The 17,262-nt window shown below is 66.3% G+C and carries 14 protein-coding genes; 6 read left to right on the plus strand and 8 right to left on the minus strand.

Annotated features, from left to right (window positions below):
* Positions 1-17: 17 nt before the first annotated feature.
* Positions 18-827, plus strand: a complete 810-nt coding sequence (locus HFGMBDPB_RS16915; RefSeq protein WP_016446966.1) for a metallophosphoesterase family protein — start codon at positions 18-20, stop codon at positions 825-827.
* Between the two features lie 185 nt (positions 828-1,012).
* Positions 1,013-1,384, plus strand: coding sequence for a response regulator (locus HFGMBDPB_RS16920; protein ID WP_016446967.1), 372 nt, complete (start codon positions 1,013-1,015; stop codon positions 1,382-1,384).
* 45 nt (positions 1,385-1,429) lie between these two features.
* Here HFGMBDPB_RS16920 and HFGMBDPB_RS16925 read toward each other — a convergent pair whose 3' ends face one another.
* From HFGMBDPB_RS16925 to HFGMBDPB_RS16940, 4 genes are all read right to left on the minus strand, one after another.
* Positions 1,430-2,560: a hybrid sensor histidine kinase/response regulator gene (locus HFGMBDPB_RS16925; RefSeq protein WP_016446968.1), complete on the minus strand. Its 1,131-nt coding sequence runs from the start codon at positions 2,558-2,560 to the stop codon at positions 1,430-1,432.
* A 48-nt stretch (positions 2,561-2,608) separates the two neighbouring features.
* Positions 2,609-3,223, minus strand: a complete 615-nt coding sequence (locus tag HFGMBDPB_RS16930; protein ID WP_016446969.1) for a chemotaxis protein CheB — start codon at positions 3,221-3,223, stop codon at positions 2,609-2,611.
* Complete coding sequence (locus HFGMBDPB_RS16935; protein WP_016446970.1) at positions 3,223-4,053, minus strand: CheR family methyltransferase; 831 nt, start codon at positions 4,051-4,053, stop codon at positions 3,223-3,225. The genes HFGMBDPB_RS16930 and HFGMBDPB_RS16935 overlap by 1 nt, the downstream gene beginning before the upstream one ends.
* Before the next feature lie 195 nt (positions 4,054-4,248).
* The gene (locus tag HFGMBDPB_RS16940) at positions 4,249-7,752 is read right to left on the minus strand and encodes a response regulator (protein ID WP_016453387.1); all 3,504 of its coding nucleotides are present in this window, start codon (positions 7,750-7,752) and stop codon (positions 4,249-4,251) included.
* A gap of 207 nt (positions 7,753-7,959) precedes the next feature.
* On the opposite strand from HFGMBDPB_RS16940, the gene HFGMBDPB_RS16945 reads away from it, so the two are divergent.
* Together HFGMBDPB_RS16945 and HFGMBDPB_RS16950 are read left to right on the plus strand one after the other, a co-directional pair.
* Positions 7,960-8,349 carry a hypothetical protein gene (locus tag HFGMBDPB_RS16945; RefSeq protein ID WP_017407005.1) on the plus strand — a complete coding sequence of 130 codons (390 nt, stop codon included), beginning with the start codon at positions 7,960-7,962 and terminating at the stop codon, positions 8,347-8,349.
* A gap of 107 nt (positions 8,350-8,456) precedes the next feature.
* The gene (locus HFGMBDPB_RS16950; protein ID WP_017407006.1) at positions 8,457-8,864 is read left to right on the plus strand and encodes a hypothetical protein; all 408 of its coding nucleotides are present in this window, start codon (positions 8,457-8,459) and stop codon (positions 8,862-8,864) included.
* 11 nt (positions 8,865-8,875) lie between these two features.
* On the opposite strand, the gene HFGMBDPB_RS16955 is transcribed toward HFGMBDPB_RS16950, so the two are convergent.
* The 4 genes from HFGMBDPB_RS16955 to HFGMBDPB_RS16970 form a co-directional block, all read right to left on the minus strand.
* Complete coding sequence (locus tag HFGMBDPB_RS16955; RefSeq protein ID WP_212645847.1) at positions 8,876-10,630, minus strand: methyl-accepting chemotaxis protein; 1,755 nt, start codon at positions 10,628-10,630, stop codon at positions 8,876-8,878.
* A 38-nt stretch (positions 10,631-10,668) separates the two neighbouring features.
* On the minus strand, positions 10,669-11,502 hold the full coding sequence (fliD, locus tag HFGMBDPB_RS16960; protein ID WP_017407064.1) for a flagellar filament capping protein FliD: 834 nt from the start codon (positions 11,500-11,502) through the stop codon (positions 10,669-10,671).
* A 221-nt stretch (positions 11,503-11,723) separates the two neighbouring features.
* The gene (locus tag HFGMBDPB_RS16965; protein ID WP_016453385.1) at positions 11,724-12,461 is read right to left on the minus strand and encodes a GntR family transcriptional regulator; all 738 of its coding nucleotides are present in this window, start codon (positions 12,459-12,461) and stop codon (positions 11,724-11,726) included.
* Positions 12,462-13,276: 815 nt separating this feature from the next.
* On the minus strand, positions 13,277-13,759 hold the full coding sequence (locus tag HFGMBDPB_RS16970) for an Hcp family type VI secretion system effector (protein ID WP_016446977.1): 483 nt from the start codon (positions 13,757-13,759) through the stop codon (positions 13,277-13,279).
* Between the two features lie 615 nt (positions 13,760-14,374).
* Here HFGMBDPB_RS16970 and HFGMBDPB_RS16975 point away from each other — a divergent pair.
* On the plus strand, positions 14,375-16,462 hold the full coding sequence (locus HFGMBDPB_RS16975; protein ID WP_212645848.1) for a serine/threonine-protein kinase: 2,088 nt from the start codon (positions 14,375-14,377) through the stop codon (positions 16,460-16,462).
* A gap of 9 nt (positions 16,463-16,471) precedes the next feature.
* The gene (locus HFGMBDPB_RS16980; RefSeq protein ID WP_016446979.1) at positions 16,472-17,260 is read left to right on the plus strand and encodes a PEGA domain-containing protein; all 789 of its coding nucleotides are present in this window, start codon (positions 16,472-16,474) and stop codon (positions 17,258-17,260) included.
* Positions 17,261-17,262: the final 2 nt, after the last annotated feature.

A 17,262-nucleotide genomic window follows, 5' to 3' on the forward strand; every position in this document is an offset into this window, starting at 1 on the left:
AGGAACAAGGAGCGCCCATGGCCTTGCTCATGCATTTGTCGGACCTGCATTTCGGCGCCCACGATCAGGCCGTATGCGCCGCCGTGGCCAGACTGGCGGCCCGGCTGCCGGTAACGCTGCTGGTGGTCTCCGGCGACCTGACCCAGCGCGCCACGGCCGCGCAATTTGCCCAGGCGCGGGAGTTTCTCGACAGCCTTTCCGTGCCCCGGCGACTGGTGGTGCCCGGCAACCACGACCTGCCGCTGCTCGCCTGGTGGGAACGGCTGGGTGGCCACGCCCACGACCGCTATGTGCGCTGGATCGATTCCGAACTGCAGCCCTGGTGCGCCGTGCCAGGCTTTTGCGTGATCGGCGTGGACACCACACGCTGGTGGCGCCACCAGCGCGGCAGCCTGTCGGCCGGGCAGATCCTGCACGTGGCGCAGCGCCTGGAGCAGGCCAGCCCTGCCGACTGGCGCATCGTCGTCAGCCACCACCCGCTGGCTGCGGCCCACGAAGAGGACCGCAGCCACCGTCCTCACCGCGCCGCGCAGGCACTGGCCCGCTGGCGCGATGCCGGAGCGCAACTGGTGCTCTCGGGCCATGGGCATGACCCCGGCCTGGTCCAGCCCCTGCCCGGGCTGTGGGCAGCGCAGGCGGGCACCGCGGTCTCGGTGCGGCTGCGCGCCCATGCGCCCAACAGCCTGTTCACCCTGGAGCATCGGGATGGCGCCACGGGCCAGGACTGGCGCCGGCAGCTCACGCGCTGGGACTATTCGCGGCAGGCCGGTGAATTCCTGCCCGTGCAAAGGCATGTGCTGGATCCCCTGCCCACTGCCCAGACTTGAGATCGCACAGGCCGTTCGTGGGACTTGCCTTTGTATTGCACAATCCATCGCCTGGCACGCACAGAAGGCAACCGTCGACCAAGTTTGCATGCTGTCCTACGTGATGGAAGGCGGCGGGTGTGGATGATCAGCCCTCGTCCATGCTGCCTTTTTGATAGCAGCATGACGCACTGCAACAAAGAGATATGCGAATCCTGTACGTTGAAGACAATGCCGACCTGCGAGAAACCATTGGCCTGCTGATGGAGAGCGAATCCCGTTTCGTGACCAGTTGCGCCACTGCCGAGCAGGCCCTGGAACTGGATGCGGGCCAGCCTTTCGACGTGGTGGTCTCCGATGTCAGTCTGCCGGGCCTGTCCGGCACCGATCTGGCGCGGCAGCTGCTGCAGGCCGATGCGCAGCGCTGGATCATCCTGTGCTCCGGCTACGACCTGGGGCCCTACCCGGCCGCCTGGGGTCCCCAGGTGCGGACCTTGCTCAAGCCCTTCGAGATCGAGGACCTGGAAACGCTGCTGGACTCCATACAGGAAGCGCTGCACACCAGGCCCGTCCACTGAGCCCATTTTTCCGAGACCGGCCTGCCGGTCCATCGGCTCCCGCCGTCACAGCACGGCCTTGGAGCCTCCCGCTGCCATCTCGCGCGGCAACTCCACCCTGAAGCTGGTCACGCCATCGGCGGAGTGCACATCGATGCGCCCGTTGTGCGAACGCACGATCTGGTGCGCGATGAAAAGCCCCAGGCCCAGGCCCTGGTGCTGGCCCGGCTTGCGCTCTCCTCCGCGAAACGGGTTGAACAGGGTGGGCATCAGCTCCGCAGGAATGGTGCCGCCGTTGCGCACCGTGATGACCACGCAATGGTCCTGCCTGCCATCGGCCGTCACCTGCACAGGCTGCGCCGGATCGCCATGGTGCATGGCGTTGCCCACCAGATTGGTGAGCACCTGGCACAGGCGTTCGCCATCCCAGGTGCCATCGAGATTGCCCAGCATCTCGCTGTCCAGGCGCCGCTGCGGAAAACCCGTCTCCACTTCCTGCAGCGTGCGCTGCAGCAGCGCTTGCAAGCTGGTAGGCCGCGGTGACAGCGGCAGGCCTTCCGCCTGGCGGATGCGGGTGACGTCCAGCAGGTCCTCGATCATGCGCGACATGCGCTGGCTGCTGCTGAGCATGCGCTCGGCCATGCTGGCCACCTTGCCCGTATCGGGCTGGCGCGTGAGCAACGTGGCGGCGGCCTTGATGGATTGCAGCGGCGTGCGCAGGTCGTGGCTGAGCACGGCCATGAACATCTCGTTGATGCGCAGCGCCTCGGTGCGTTCCTGCAGTTGATGGGCCAGTGCCTGCTTGCGCTGGTGCAGCTCGAAGAACACATTGGCCTTGGTGGTCAGCATGTGGGGATCGATGGGCTTGTACAGGAAGTCCACGGCGCCGCTCTCATAGCCACGGAACTGCCAGTTGTGCTCGCGCGAGCCGGCCGTCATGAAGATGAGCGGGATATGGCGCGTGCGCTCGCTGCCGCGGATCAGCTCGGCCAGCTCGAAACCGTTCATCTCGGGCATCTGCACATCCAGCAGGGCCAGGGCCACGTCGCTGTGGTTGAGCAGCAGCTCCAGCGCCTCGGGGCCGGACTGGGCCTTGAGGAATTCGATGCCGTCGCGTTGCAGCAGCGCCTCGATGGCGATCAGGTTCTCGGCGATGTCATCGACGATCAAGCATTTGACGCGATCTGTATGGGGCATGGATTCTCTCTCGGTATTTAGTCTTGTGGGGGCGTGCCGGCTGGACATTCAAAGCCTTCCCTGGCGGTGCAGCGATGCAATGAGGGAGGCAATGCCTTCGGGCGCCAGCGCCTGGGCCTGCGGCACGCGGGCCAGCGCCGCCAGCGGCATGGTGGGCATGCGGGCGCCGTCGGGCGCCTGCACCACGGCCAGGCCACCGGCGGCGTGCACGCTGGCCATGCCCTGCGCGCCGTCGTCATTGGCGCCGGACAGCAGCACCGCCAGCAGCCGCTCGCCATAGCAATCCGCAGCGGACTCGAACAGCACGTCGATGGAGGGCCGCGAAAAATGCCAGGGCGCATCCAGCGACAGCGCCAGCCGGGGGCCGCTGTCCACCAGCAGGTGATAGTCGGCCGGGGCGAAGTACAGGCACCCAGGCTCGATCCATTGCTGGTCCTGCACCTCGCGCACCGGCACGGCGCAGCGCGGGCCGAAGAGCTGGGCCAGCAGGCTGCGGCGATCGCGCGGCAGGTGCAGCACCACCAGCACCGAGGCGCGCAGGCTGGCCGGCAGCGCGGGCAGCACCACCGATAGCGCATCGAGCGCGCCGGCCGAGCCGCCGATCACGATGGCCTCGTAGGCTGTGGCGGCGTCAGAGGCGGGTGTGTTCGTGGTCACGGGCATCACAGCCCGGCCTTCTTGCGGTAGATGCGGTCCTCGAGCACGAAGTCCTCGAAGGCCTCCGAATGCCCTGAAAACCGCAGCGACTCCTTGGAGCCCAGCCCCAGGAATCCGCGATGGCACAGCGCATCGCGGAACAGGCCCAGCGCCCGGTCCTGCAGCTCGCGCTCGAAATAGATCAGCACGTTGCGGCAGGACACCAGGTGCATTTCGGCGAACACGCTGTCGGTGGCCAGGCTGTGGTCGGAGAACACCATGTGCTCGCGCAGCCCCTTGTCGAAGACCACGCGGCCGTAGCGCGCCGTGTAGTAGTGCGACAGCGAGCTGTGCCCGCCCGAGCGCGCATGGTTGTCGGTGAAGGCCGCCACGCGCGACATGTCGAACACCCCCTGCTCGGCCGCGCGCAGCGCATGCGGATTGATGTCGGTGGCATAGATCAGGGTGCGGTCCAGCAGGCCCTCCTCCTCCAGCAGGATGGCCAGCGAATACACCTCCTCGCCCGCGCTGCAGCCGGCCACCCAGACCTTGAGCGAGGGATAGGTGCGCAGCAGCGGCACCACCTCGGTGCGCAGCGCCCGGAAATAGCTCGGGTCGCGGAACATGTCGCTGACCTGGACCGTGAGGTATTCCAGCAGCGCCGGGAACACGCTTGCATCATGCAATACGCGGTCCTGCAGCTGCGACAGCGTCTGGCAGCCGAACTGCACCAGGGCCGTCTGCAGGCGCCGCTTGAGCGAGGCCTGGGCATAGCCCCGGAAGTCGTAGTGGTAGCGGTGGTAGATGGCGTCGATCAGCAGGCGCTGCTCGATGTCGGCGGTGCGGGCTTTTTTCATCGCCGGGCCGCCCCAAGATGAAAAGCGGCCCCCTCGGGGGGCAGCGGACCTTGCGCAGCAAGGGGAGCGTGGGGGCCATTTTTCATCGCCGGGCCGCCCCAAGATGAAAAAGCGGCCCCCTTGGGGGGCAGCGGACCTTGCGCAGCAAGGGGAGCGTGGGGGCTATTTTTCAGCTGAGGCATCGCGTCCTCCTTGCTACTTGGGCATCCACACCCGCACCAGCGACAGCAGCTTTTCCACGTCCAGCGGTTTGGCGATGTAGTCGTTGGCACCGGCGGCCAGGCATTTCTCCTGGTCGTCCTTCATGGCCTTGGCGGTCAGGGCGATGATGGGCAGGCGGCGCCATTGCGGCCGGTTGCGGATCTCGCGCATGGCGGTGTAGCCATCCATCTCGGGCATCATGATGTCCATCAGCACCAGGTCGATACCGGCCTGCGCCGCGCCGCGAGACTCTAGCGCCTCCAGCGCCTCGCGCCCGTTGCGCGCGATCTCCACGCGGATGCCCGTGGGCTCCAGGATGCTGGACAGCGCAAACACGTTGCGCACATCGTCTTCCACCACCAGCACCGTGCGCCCTTCCAGCGCAGACTCGCGGCTGCGCGCGACCTGCAGCATCTGGCGGTGCTCGGCCGACAGCTCCGACTCCACCTGGTGCAGGAACAGCGTGACCTCGTCGAGCAGTCGCTCGGGCGAGCGCGCGTCCTTGATGATGATGGACTTGGAAAAGCGCCGCAGCTGCTGCTCTTCATCGCGCGACAGCGCCCGGCCCGTGTAGACGATGACAGGCGGGAAGGAAACATCGTCCTGGTCCGTCATGCGCTGCAGCAGCTCGTAGCCGCTGATGTCAGGCAGGTTCAGGTCCATCACCATGCAGTCGAATGTGGAGCCGCGCAGATGATCCAGCGCGGCCGCCGCCGTGCCCGCGCAGACGATGTCCACATCGCTGCGGCTGAGCAGGTGGCGCACGCTCTCGCGCTGGCGCTCGTCATCCTCCACCACCAGCACGCGGCGCAGGTCCTGGGTGAACTTGGCCTCCAGCCGCTGCAGGGCGTGGACCAGTTCCTCGCGCTTGACGGGCTTGAGCGCGTAGCCGACGGCACCCCGCCCCATGGCTTCCTGCGAATAGTCCGCGACCGAGACCACGTGCACGGGAATGTGGCGCGTGGCCGGGTTGCGCTTGAGCTGGTCCAGCACGCCCAGGCCCGAGAAATCGGGCAGGTTGATATCGAGCACGATGGCGTTGGGCTGATTGTCGGCCGCCATGGACAGGCCGTCGGACGCCGTATTGGCCACGTCGCACTCGAAATCCATCTCGCGTGCCAGCTCCGACAGGATGTCCGCGAAGCGCAGGTCATCCTCGATCACGAGGATGCGGCGCCCGCTCTGACCCCTCTTGCGCAGGGCGTCCGTTGCCGCCGACGCGGCAGGTGCCATGGCAGGCGACATGGGCGGCGCGAACGCAGGTGCGGCGGGCGCAACGTTGGCCGTTGCGAGCACGGGCACGGACGACGCTGCCAAGGCCTCTCGCAGCCCCTGCGGCTGAGGCTGCGGTGCGGCAGTCGCGGCCGTGGCCGGGCCGGACTCGGCCGACTCCAGGCTCACGGGCACGGTCAGTGTGAAAACGCTGCCCTGGCCAGGCGTGCTGGAGACGGTCAGCGTGCCGCCCAGCAGCCCCGCCAGATCACGCGATATCGACAGGCCCAGGCCCGTGCCGCCGAACTTGCGGTGCGTGCTGCCATCGGCCTGGCGGAAGGCATCGAAGATGAATTGCTGCTGCTGCTCGGCAATGCCGATGCCGGTATCGCGCACCGCGAAAGACAGCATGCCCTGGGGCGCGCAGGACACCTGCAGGCCCACCGAGCCCTTGGCCGTGAACTTGAGCGCGTTGGACAACAGGTTCTTGAGCACCTGGGCCAGCCGCATGGGATCGGTCTGCATGGTGGCGGGCACGCCCGGGTCCACGGTCCAGGACAGCTCCAGGCCCTTTTCGCGGGCAATCGGGCGCAGCGGCTCCATCAGCGTCTGCAGCGCCGTGGCAATGGTCACGGGCTCGGCGACCACGGTGACCTGGCCGGCCTCGATCTTGGACAGGTCCAGGATGTCGTTGATCAGCGCCAGCAGGTCGCTGCCTGCGGCGTGGATGGTCTGCGCGTACTTGATCTGCTCGGCCTGCAGATTGCCCGGCCTGTTGTCGGCCAGCAGCTTGGCCAGGATCAGGGTGGAGTTCAGCGGCGTGCGCAGTTCGTGGCTCATATTGGCCAGGAACTCGCTCTTGTACTGGCTGGCCAGCTCCAGCTCGCGGGCCTTGTCGGTCAGCGCGCCCTGGGCGCGCAGCAACTGCTCGCGCTGGTACTCCAGCTGCTGGGTCTGCTCTTCCAGGTGGGCATTGGTCTGCTCCAGCTCGGTCTGCTGGTGCTCCATCTGGGTCTGCGACTCCTGCAGGATGCGGCTTTGCTGCTCCAGCTCCTCGTTGCTCACGCGCAGCTCTTCCTGCTGGGCTTGCAGCTCTTCCGACTGGCGGCGCGTTTCTTCCAGCAAGGTCTCCAGGCGCGAACGGTCCAGGCCCGAGCGAATGGCCACGGCCAGCGATTCGGAGGCGCGCTCCAGCAGGCTGCGCTCGGCTTCGCCCACGGGGCGCAGAAAGCCCAGTTCGATCACGGCGAACACTTCGCCGTTTTCCATGGCGGGCACCAGCATCAGCTGCAAGGGGCTGGACTGGCCGGTGCCCGAGGAAATCTGCAAATGCTGGGCAGGCACATCGCTGACATGCAGCAGCTTGCGCGACGCGGCCGCCTGGCCCGCCAGCCCCTCGCCGGGCAGCAGCTTTTGCTGCAGTCGCTCGCGCGGCAGGGCATAGCCGCCGAACAGGCGCAACCCGCCATCGGCGCAGTCCACCACATAGCCGGCGCCCACATCGGCACGCAAATAGTTGGCCAGGTACTCCAGCGCCTTCTGGCCCAGGTCTTCCAGCCGGTGGTCTCCCTGCAACTGCTGCCCCAGGCCGGAAAGACCGGACGTCACCCACGACTGGCGCGCCTTGACGCGGTACTCGCGCACCGTCAGCGCGGCCGATGCCAGGATCAGGCCCAGCAGGATGAGGGAGCCGCCCCAGGAATAGTAGGTCGAGGTGGTGGATGCCTCCACCCACAGCTGGCGACGCTGGGCCAGCTCCCGTGTCTGGTGCGTGTAGAGGTCGTCGATCAGCTCGCGCAGCCGGTCCATGGCGTTCTTGCCCACGTCCAGGCGCACCAGGGCCATGGCGGCGTCCAGATCGCCGGACTTGCGCAGGTCTATGGTCTCCTGCAGCTCGCGCAGCTTCTGGGCCGATATCTCCTCGATCTGCGCCAGCAGCCGGTGCTGGTCGGAGTCATTGGAAGTGCGCGCCTTGAGCGCCTCCAGCTGCTGCATCAGCACATCGCGTGCCTGCTGGTAGGGCTGCAGGTAGGCCGGGTCGCCCGTGAGCAGAAAACCGCGCTGCCCGGTCTCAGCGTCCTTGAGCGAAGCATTGAGCTGGCTGAGCTGGCGCATGGCCAGTGTCGTGCGGTCCATGGCCACCACGGCCTGGCCTCGCGTCTCAGACGCCCTGAAATTGACGAAGGCAATGACCAGGGTGGCCAGTGCCGCCGCGCCAAAGCCGGCAACAAGTGTCCATGGAATGGCAAAGCGCTGGGTGCTCTGATTGCGGGAGGATCGTGGCATGCAGTGGAGTTTCTGGCAGGAAGGGACGGGGAAATCCGCCAAGGACTGTAAACGTTTTGCGCAGCCCTCGGCAGCACTGTGGCGCAGCTTGCGCTGGTTTCGGCGGCGCGCGACGCCCGCAGGCGCCATTGCAGCCGTTAACATGGCCCGATACTCTCCTTCCGGCACCCCGCTGCGGGCGTCGGCCCACTTTCCAGGACCCATTGCATGAAAACCTTTGCCATCACCGTCGCATCGCTGGCCGCTGCCGCTTCGCTGGTGTCCACCAGCGCCAGCGCTGCGGCTTCGATCTTCCTCAACGACACCATCGCCGCGCGCATTCCCGCCAGGGACCTGCCCGATGCCAAGGCCGCCGTGGCCAAGGTGCTCAACGAGGCCGCCGACGGCTCCGTGACCGAATGGACCAGCGGCCCGAACCGAACCAACCAGCGCGTGACGTTGGCCTTGCAGCCGCAGCAGACCGTGCAGACCGGGACGGCCGGAAGCTGCCGCCTGCTGTCGGCCGATGTGCGCCTGAAAAAGACCTCGGAAAACTGGCGCTTCTGGTTCTGCAAGCAGTCCGACGGATCGTGGAAGGCCAGCGGCAGCCAGCCCTGAGCAAGGATTGCGGTGGTCGGCGACCGGGAATCCGGCATGGACCTACGCCACCAGCCCTGGGCGCGTGGGAGCATGTCGGCCGGAAGATAGACCACCGGAGAACAACCATGCCCCATGAATTTGTGCATGCCACGACACTTGCCAGACGGCTGGCCCTGGGCGTCGCCGCAAGCTCTTTGCTGACGCTGGCCGCCTGCTCGGGCGAGACCTCGTCGCAGCGCGCGGGATTTCCCATGGCCGAAGTGCCGCGCTTCAACCAGCCGCCACCGGACAAGCCCCTGCTGGGCCAGCCCGTGATCACGGCCGAGCAGGTCATGCCCCATGCCAAGAGCGACCCGCATGAGCCGTTGCCGGCTGCCGCGCCGCTGCCCGCCCGGGCGTCTGAACCGGCAAGCGGGTCAGGTGCCACCAACAAGGAAGATGCAGGCGGCGTGAACCCGGCAGCCGGCCAGGCCGCCGCCATCACCGACGGCCAGGGAGAGGGCTCCAAGTACGAGCTGGGCGCCCCCAAGTAACCTGGCCGGGCTCAGAACGAGGTCCAGTCCCCATCATCCTTGCCAGTGGCGGGCACGGACTGCCGGGAGGCCGGCAGCTTGGCAGCTGCAGGCTTGGCGGCGGGTGCGCCCGGGGACGCAGCAGGCGCGGCCAGCGGCCTGGCAGGAGCGCGCATCTGCGCTGCCGCAGGCTGTGCACGCCCGGCAGGGGCCGGGGCTGGGGCCACCGCCGGACGAGCGGACGCCGCGCCCTCGATACGGAATACGCTCACTGCAGCGGCCAGCTGGTGCACCTGGGATTTGAGCGAGCCGGTTGCAGCGGCCGCCTCCTCGACCAGCGCCGCATTCTGCTGCGTCACCGTGTCCATCTGGGAAATCGCCTGGTGCACCTGGTTGATGCCGCTGCTTTGCTCCTGGCTGGCGGCGGTGATCTCGGCCACCAGGTCGCTGACCTGCTGCACGCTTTGCACGATGCCGTCCATGGTGCGTCCGGCGTCTGCCACCTGGCGCGTGCCCGCCTCCACCTTGGAGACCGAGTCGGCAATCAGGTCCTTGATGTCCTTGGCCGCCGAGGCGCTGCGCTGCGCCAGCGCGCGCACCTCACCCGCCACCACGGCAAAGCCGCGGCCCTGCTCGCCGGCACGCGCCGCTTCCACGGCGGCGTTCAGCGCCAGGATGTTGGTCTGGAAGGCAATGGAGTCGATCACGCCGATGATGTCGGCAATCTTGCGGCTGGACTCGCTGATGCCGCCCATGGTGTCCACCACGCCCGCCACCACCTTGCCGCCCTGCACGGCTGTCTGCGACGCCGAAGCGGCCAGCTGATTGGCCTGGCGCGCGTTCTCTGCGTTCTGCTTGACCGTGCTGGTCAGCTCCTCCATGGCAGCGGCCGTCTGCTCCAGCGAGCTGGCCTGCTGCTCGGTGCGCGAGGACAGGTCCTGATTGCCCGCGTCGATCTCGCCCGAAGCCGTGGCAATGCTGTCGGCACCCGAGCGCACCTGCCCCACGACCTGGGCCAGGTTGTCGTTCATCTGGCGCAGCGCCTGCAGCAACTGGCCCGTTTCATCGCGCGAATCGACGGTGATGCGGCTGGTCAGGTCGTTGTTGGCCACGGTGCGCGCCACGCGCAGGGCCTCGGCCAGCGGCCTGGTGATGCCGCGCGTGATCCACCAGGCGGCCAGCGCGCCCAGCACAAAGGCCAGCGAGACCACCGTGATGATGGCGGCTCGACTGGCCGAGAAGCGCACCAGCACATCGGCGGCGGAGCTGTCGATGGCCGCGCGCTGCATGTCCAGCAGGCGCTGGACCATGTCGATATAGCGCTGCGTGGCGGGCTGGTATTGCTGGGTGAACAGGCGCTCGGCGTCTTCGGCGCGGCCCTCGGCCTTGGCCTTGGTCACCACGTCGCGGCCCGCCAGATAGCCGGCGCGCGCCTTCTTGATCTCGACCCAGATGTCCTTTTCCTCCTGGGTCTGCAGCAGCGGCTCGATGCGGTCCTGCAGCTTGCTGGACTGGCGCGAGGACTCGGCTGCGTCTTCGGCGAAGAAGGTGGCCAGCGAGGGATCGCTGCTCTTGGCAATGGCCGTGGTGCGGCGCGAACCCGAGTGGATGTTGCGGAACCAGTCGCTGATCATCCGCTCCTTGGCCAGGGCCACCTCGGTGATTTCCGTGGTCGAGCGGGCCATGTGCCCCATGCTGACGATGCTGGTGACACTGATGAGCAGCATGATCAGCAAAAGAATGGTGAAACCGCCTCCGAGACGAAGGCCTATGCGCAGATTTTTCATGATGGGGAAACAGGATGCGGGACGGAACGCGGCGAAAACTAGTTCTTGAGGTAGGCGTCCAGCACCATGCGATTCCAGTTGGCCGAGCCGACCAGGGAATCGCCGAGCTTCTCGGCCGTCGCCACCACGGCGCTTTGCTGCTGCTGCAGCGCCTTGACCCGGTCGCCCAGGCTTGCCATGGACGAACTCAGGCGGCTGCCCGTGGACAGTGCATCGTTGGCGCTGTTTTCCACCGCCTTGCCAATGCCGGCCAGGGCCGAGGTCACGCCTGCGGGATCTGTGGCCATGGACTTTTCCAGGGCCTTGGCGTCCACCGCCAGCGTGCCGTCCTGGCGCTGGACGATACCGATCCTGGCCAGGCTGGGCGAAGTCGCGCTGCCCGTGACACTCATGATGGCCGCACGCAGCTCGCGCAGCGCGCGGGTGGCCCCCACATCGGTGGTGGAGCCTGCGGCCGCGCTGGCATTGCCCTTGGCCGCGCTGGCGTTGTAGCGCGCCACCAGCTTTTCCAGCGCACCTTGAACCGACTGGGTGGTGCTGGTCGCCGTGAGGGCCGCCATCTCCTTGCCCGCCGTGGCCAGATCCACCAGGGACGACTTGAACTGCCCCAGCGCCGACAGCGAGGTAGAGCCCGCCTGGGCCTGGGCCGCAATGCGCTCGTGTGCCTTGGACAGCGAAGGCGCCAGCTTGCGGACTTTCTCCGCTTCGGTGGTCTCCGTCTTGGTGCTGTCCGTCTTCGTGGCGCCGGCCTGCGCATCGCTCTTCTTGATGGCCGAGTCCGAAGCCGTCTGCGCCGTGGTGCTGCTGTTGAGCCTGGACTGGGCTCGGGCCAACAGGCTTTGCACATTCAGGTTGTCGGTTCTGATGCTCATGTTCTCTTCCCTGTAAGTTTGCGGATGGTGCGGGCGCAGGGCCCGTCCACGGTTTGGCAGGGAGACTACCGGGACGCCGCCGCCGCAATGCAGGGATAAGCGGGCCGCTTACCCGCGACTTGCAGCCTTTGCCGGGCCGGATGCACGCGCGCCTTCCCCCAGCGAGCCGTGCGCCCATGAAAAAGGGCCTCCGAAGAGGCCCGTTCCACACATCCCGACCATCAGGCCGTCTGCTGCAGGGCTCCGTAGCGCTCGCGCGCCGTCTGCAGCATGTAGAAGGTGATGCGCTTGACCTCGGCACGGCTGTCGGCGATGTGCTGCTTCAGGCAGGACTGGGCCAGCGCGGCATCGCCGGCCTCGATGGCGGCAAGAATGGCGGCATGGTCGTCATAGGTTGCCGAGACGCGCGGCAGCTTGATCACATCCAGGCGGCGGATGATGCGGATGCGCTCTGTAATGTCCAGGTGGATGCGCGCCATCTCCTGGTTGCCGGTCGCGGCCACCAGGCCGGTATGGAAGGCCTCGTCCAGCGAGGCCACGACGGCGGGGTCGGTCTCGCGCTGCTCCTCGGGCACGCACCAGACTTCGCGCAGCGGCTGCAATGACTGCAGCGATTCGCCCACCAGGCTGGCCACGGCGCTGGTCTCCATCAGGGTGCGCACCTCGTACAGATCCTCGAAGTACTTGAAGTCGAAGGCCTTGATCTGCCATCCGCTCTTGAAGTGCACATCCACATAGCCATCGCGCTGCAACCAGAACAGCGCCTGGCGCACGGGCGTGCGGCTGACCTGCATGCGCGTGGCGATCTCGCCTTCGCTGAAACGGTCGCCAGGCAGCAGGCGGAAATCGAAGATGTCGTTCTTCAGGCAGGCGTAGATCTGCGCAGCCAGCGAATGCGCGCTGCTCGCAGGCCCCTGGCGCGTCTCGCACACCGGCGAGGAAACAACCGCGATGCTCATGCGACTGCCACGCCTGCTGGAGCACGCAGGCCTTGCCGCTGGCCACCGCCAGGGGCTGGCAACGACATGCCCGGAGCCCTGAAGAAGGGCCAGGCCTTGCCTTCGACACCGGACTCGCGCATGGCCGAAGACAGGGTATACGCCGACCGCAGCAGCAATACCATTGCCTGATTTGCTATCAGGCAATGGGCAATGGTCCATTCACGCATTTAGTACTCTTTCTTGTACACAAGTTGGCAGTGGGATTTATTAAAGAAACGAATTGCGTTTTAATAATTGGACCTACAAGAATATCCTCGACAACGGCCGATCTTCGTGTATGCTCCGCGACTTGCCGCCGCAAAGGCCATACACACCATAGCGTTTGGCAACCCCCGGCACCAGGCATTCAAAGTGACTGGACCAACACCAACAGGAACCCACTCGCGGTAATCCTGCGCATATTTGCGCCAATCCATTTTTTCCAGAGAGTTTCTGCACACACCTGGTGCAACGAGCGCATCAATTCCCCATGCCTGCGGCCATGGGTTTGTGTATTTGTTAAATATTGCAAGATATTGAGGCATTCAGCCTCTGACAGGAATGGAAGGCAGCCTTCTGTCAAGGAACTGACATGTGAATCTGCTAGCAGCGGCCTTTGCGTGCAGAGACAAGGCACGTCCTGCCCGATATTCCATCCACCGCTCGATTCCAGCTTTCCATACTGGAAAGCCTCCATCGATGGATGGAGGCCATATTCCCGCGCATCCACGGCAAACCCACGCCGGATGCATCCGACGCGGGTTTGCCGCAGCAGCAAGCCTGCGCAAGAAGACTCAGGCTTCGCGGTTTTCCTTGATGTTGAAGCCCATCTGGCTCTCGGCGCCCTTGCCGCCCTGGTTGGTCTGTTCCCAGTACTGGGTCTTGACCTTGGCAGCCTGGAACGAGTAGTTGACAGTCACGGTGTCAGAGGAGTTGGCGCCGCTGACGGTCACGTTCGTCACCATGACGTCGGTCAGGGTGATCTTGGTGAACTCGATCTGCGAGCCACCGGCCTTGCACAGCGAGATGTCGACCTGGCCCAGGTGCTTGCCCGTGGCGCAGTGCTTGAGCACGGCGGGGTAGCACTTGTCCACCTTGGCGATGACGTTCAGGTCATGGAAGCTCACCTTGCCGGCGCCGGCACCGCCGCCGCTGGCCATGGTGTTGGGCTGGGTCGCGCCCCAGGTGAAGGAGTCGATGTCGGTCCAGCCCTTGTGGTTGGAATCCTGGGATTCGCCACTGGCGCCCTCGACCTTCATGAACATATCAACGGACATTGCACACCTCTCGAATTAATGGATTAAACGTTCGCATGCAACCCAATAGACCGACTGCATCGGATGGTTCACACGCGAACAAAGGGGAAAACCACTCCCGGGCAGAGCGCACGAAACCGATTCACTGAACATGTGATTCAGATCAGTGCGGCGCATACCCTGGATGGTCAAGGAATGTATTGACAATCGCCTGCAATCCTCACTGTCGTGAACCGCCCTCCTTTGTTGGAGCCGCGATGATAGTGGATAAGATCGGAAAAATACAAACAATTGGCCCGACTGAATTGTTACGGCCGATACATCTGAAAAAAAATGTATCCATCGCTTATCCATTCGATACGTGTCATGGCTTTTTGCAGAACTCAAGCTACACTCACGCCGCATTCGGAGTCCGATTGAAATACGATCTTGTATTCATGACGAGTCCATGACGTTCGTCTTTGGCCCCCGGCTTCAGACAATTGGCTGATCGAGGAAAACCAGCGGTTGCATAGACAGATTGCCGGTGCGATGCCGGCTTTGTGCTTGTCCAATGGCCTCGAACAGATTCGGCACCCTGGCACTGCGACAGACCTCGCCCGCCAGCGTGTGAAACAACATCTTGGGTGGGATTGCATGGATAGCGAAGCAGCATGTTCGACCAACTGCCTTCCGGCAGGTGTCCAGATTGGCGAATACCGCGTGCTCGATGTCATCGGCGAAGGCGGTTTCGGCATCGTCTACAAGGCCCGCGACCTCTCGCTGGACCGCGAGGTCGCGATCAAGGAGTACATGCCTTCGGCACTGGCCGGACGGCAAAGCTCCCATCAGGTGCATGTGCGCTCGCAGCACCGTGGCGCCTTCGACGCCGGGCTGCGCAGCTTCATCAACGAGGCCCGCCTGCTGGCGCGCTTCTCCCACCCCACCCTGGTGCATGTCTACCGCTTCTTCGAAGCCGGCGGCACGGCCTACATGGTGATGCGCCACTACGAGGGCCAGACGCTGGGCCAGGTGCTGAAGGCATCGTCCGGCCGCATGGATCAGGCCGGGCTCAGCGCGCTGCTGATCCCCTTGCTGGACGTGCTGGAAGTGCTGCATGCGCAGGACTGCTTCCACCGCGACATCGCGCCGGACAATATCTTCGTGCAGCGCGATGGCAGCCCCGTGCTGCTGGATTTCGGCGCCGCGCGCCGCATCATCGGCGACATGACCCAGGCGCTGACCATGGTGCTCAAGCCCGGTTTTGCGCCCATCGAGCAATACGTGGACGACGGCGCCATGCCCCAGGGCGCGTGGACCGACATCTACCAGGTCGGCGCACTGATCCACCAGGCCGCCACGGGCCGCATCCCGGCCACCTCGGTCGCGCGCATGGTCACCGATCCCATGCAGCCGCTGACCTCCGAACAGGTCCCGGGCTACTCCGACGCTTTTCTGCAGGGCATGCAACGGGCGCTGGCGGTGCGCCCCCAGGATCGCCCCCAGTCCATTGCCGAGCTGCGCAGCCTGCTGGGCCTGTCCACCGACGCCCGGGCAGCGCCTGCGCCGGGGGAACCCAGCCCCATCTACATCCCGATCACGCCGCCTGCGTCCGTACAGGCCGCCATGGCCACCCAGTCGGCAGCCGTGCAGGCGCCGCGCTTCGTGCCGATCACGGAAATCTTCGTTCCTGCAGCAGCGCCGCAGGCAGCGCCCGCGGCCACGGTCATGCCCGTGCCTGCGGTCCCGCCTGTTGCATCTGTTGCATCGGTCCCTCCTGTCGCCACGGTCGCACCGGTGCCGCCCGCTCCCACCACGCCTGGGGGTTTGGCAACAGGCGGCCCTGCCCAGCCATCTGCAGCCGCAGCCGCGCCCCAGATGACGCCTCAGGCATCTGCCGCCGATCCCATGGACCTGGACAACGGTCCGTACATCGACATCGACCAGGCACTGCCCCCCGCTCAGCCTGCGCAGCCCCCGGTTCAGGCGCAGGCGCCTGCATCCCAACAGCCCGCCTCCGCACCCGCCGTTCAGGGCGCGCCCGCAGGGGTGCAGCCTCCGGCCGCTGCCGTCCGGGCAGTGCCCAAGGCCAGGCGCAGCAGCATGGCCGTGCCGATGGCCATCGGCGCCCTGGTGCTGGCGGCCATCGCGGGCGGCGGCGTGCTGTGGTACGACCATTCCCAGGACCAGGCCCGTGCCAAGACCCTGGCGGCGCGCGACAACCTGGCCTGGCAGCAGGCCCAAAGCCAGTCCAGCCTGGCCCGCCTGCAGGACTACCTGGACAGCTTCCCCGAAGGACAGCACCGCACCGAGGCCCAGGCGCTGCTCAAGCAGTTGCTCAACGAGGCCTCGCTGGCCTCCACGGAGCAGGTGCAGCCGATGACCCCGCCGGAGCAGGCCGCGCTGGCTGAACTCCCCCCTTCCCAGCCCGAGCAAGGGGCGCCCGTCGCCCCCGTCACGGTGGCCGCGGTGCCCGAGCCGTTGCCCACCGAGCCGCCCAAGACCGAAGCCCGCCCCGCCAAGCCCGCAGCGGCCACAGGCAAGGTGGTGTTCAGGGTCGTGCCCTGGGGCTATGTCTCCGTGAACCGCGCCCCGGCACGGACCAGCCCGCCGCTGACCCAGATGGAGTTGCCGGAGGGCGAGTACCGCATCGACATCAGCAACCCGGGTGCGGCCTCTACGGTGACCAAGACCATCACGGTCACCAAGGGCGAGTCGGTGACCGTGAACCATCTTTTCGAATGAGCGCGGCGCATGGCTCGACTGATGAACCACCGCTGGCGATGGATGCTGTGCACTGCAGTGCTCGGCCTGCCCTGCCTGGCGCATTCCCAGGCGGCATGCGAGGAGGCCGCGCCGGCCCAAACCGGCTCGGCAGGACGCCCGCAGCTGGCGCAGGGCATTGCGCTGTTCGAGGCGCGCGACCTGGCCCAGGCCGAGCGTGCGCTGCAGGCTGCGCTGTTTGGCGGGCTGGCGGATCCCATGGAGCGGGCCTCCGCCCACAAGTACCTGGCCTACACCTATTGCACGCACAAGGAATGGGCGCGCTGCGAGGCCGCATTCGACGCCGCGTTCGCCGCCCACCCCGGCTTTGCGCTGCAGGCCTACGAGACCACGGGTACGCCGTGGCGGGACGCCTACAGCCGCGCCCAGGAACGCTGGACCCAGCGCTGCCCTGCCGCGCAACGGCTGCGCGTGGCAACCGCAGCGCCCACGGCCGGCGGCTTTGCACTGAACAGCCGCGTGATCACATCGATCACCGCACTGACATCGGGCTCGGCCCCGGTGCGCTCCGCCGCACTGGCCGCACGGCCTGAGACGCCACGGACAGATCACAACCTGCGCCTGAGGGTCAGCCCCTGGGCCAACGTGCTGATCAACGGCAAGCCGTCCGGCGTCACCCCTCCCGTCGTGCTGCTCAAGCTGGCGCCAGGCTCCCACACGGTGGAACTGCGCAACCCCGGCTTCGAGAGCTATCGGCAGGTGATCCGCATCACCGACGGCCAGTCGGTGACCCTTTCCCATGACTTTGATGCCCGATGACC

The sequence above is a fragment of the Delftia sp. PE138 genome (assembly GCF_018320755.1).
Lineage (GTDB): Bacteria > Pseudomonadota > Gammaproteobacteria > Burkholderiales > Burkholderiaceae_C > Comamonas > Comamonas tsuruhatensis.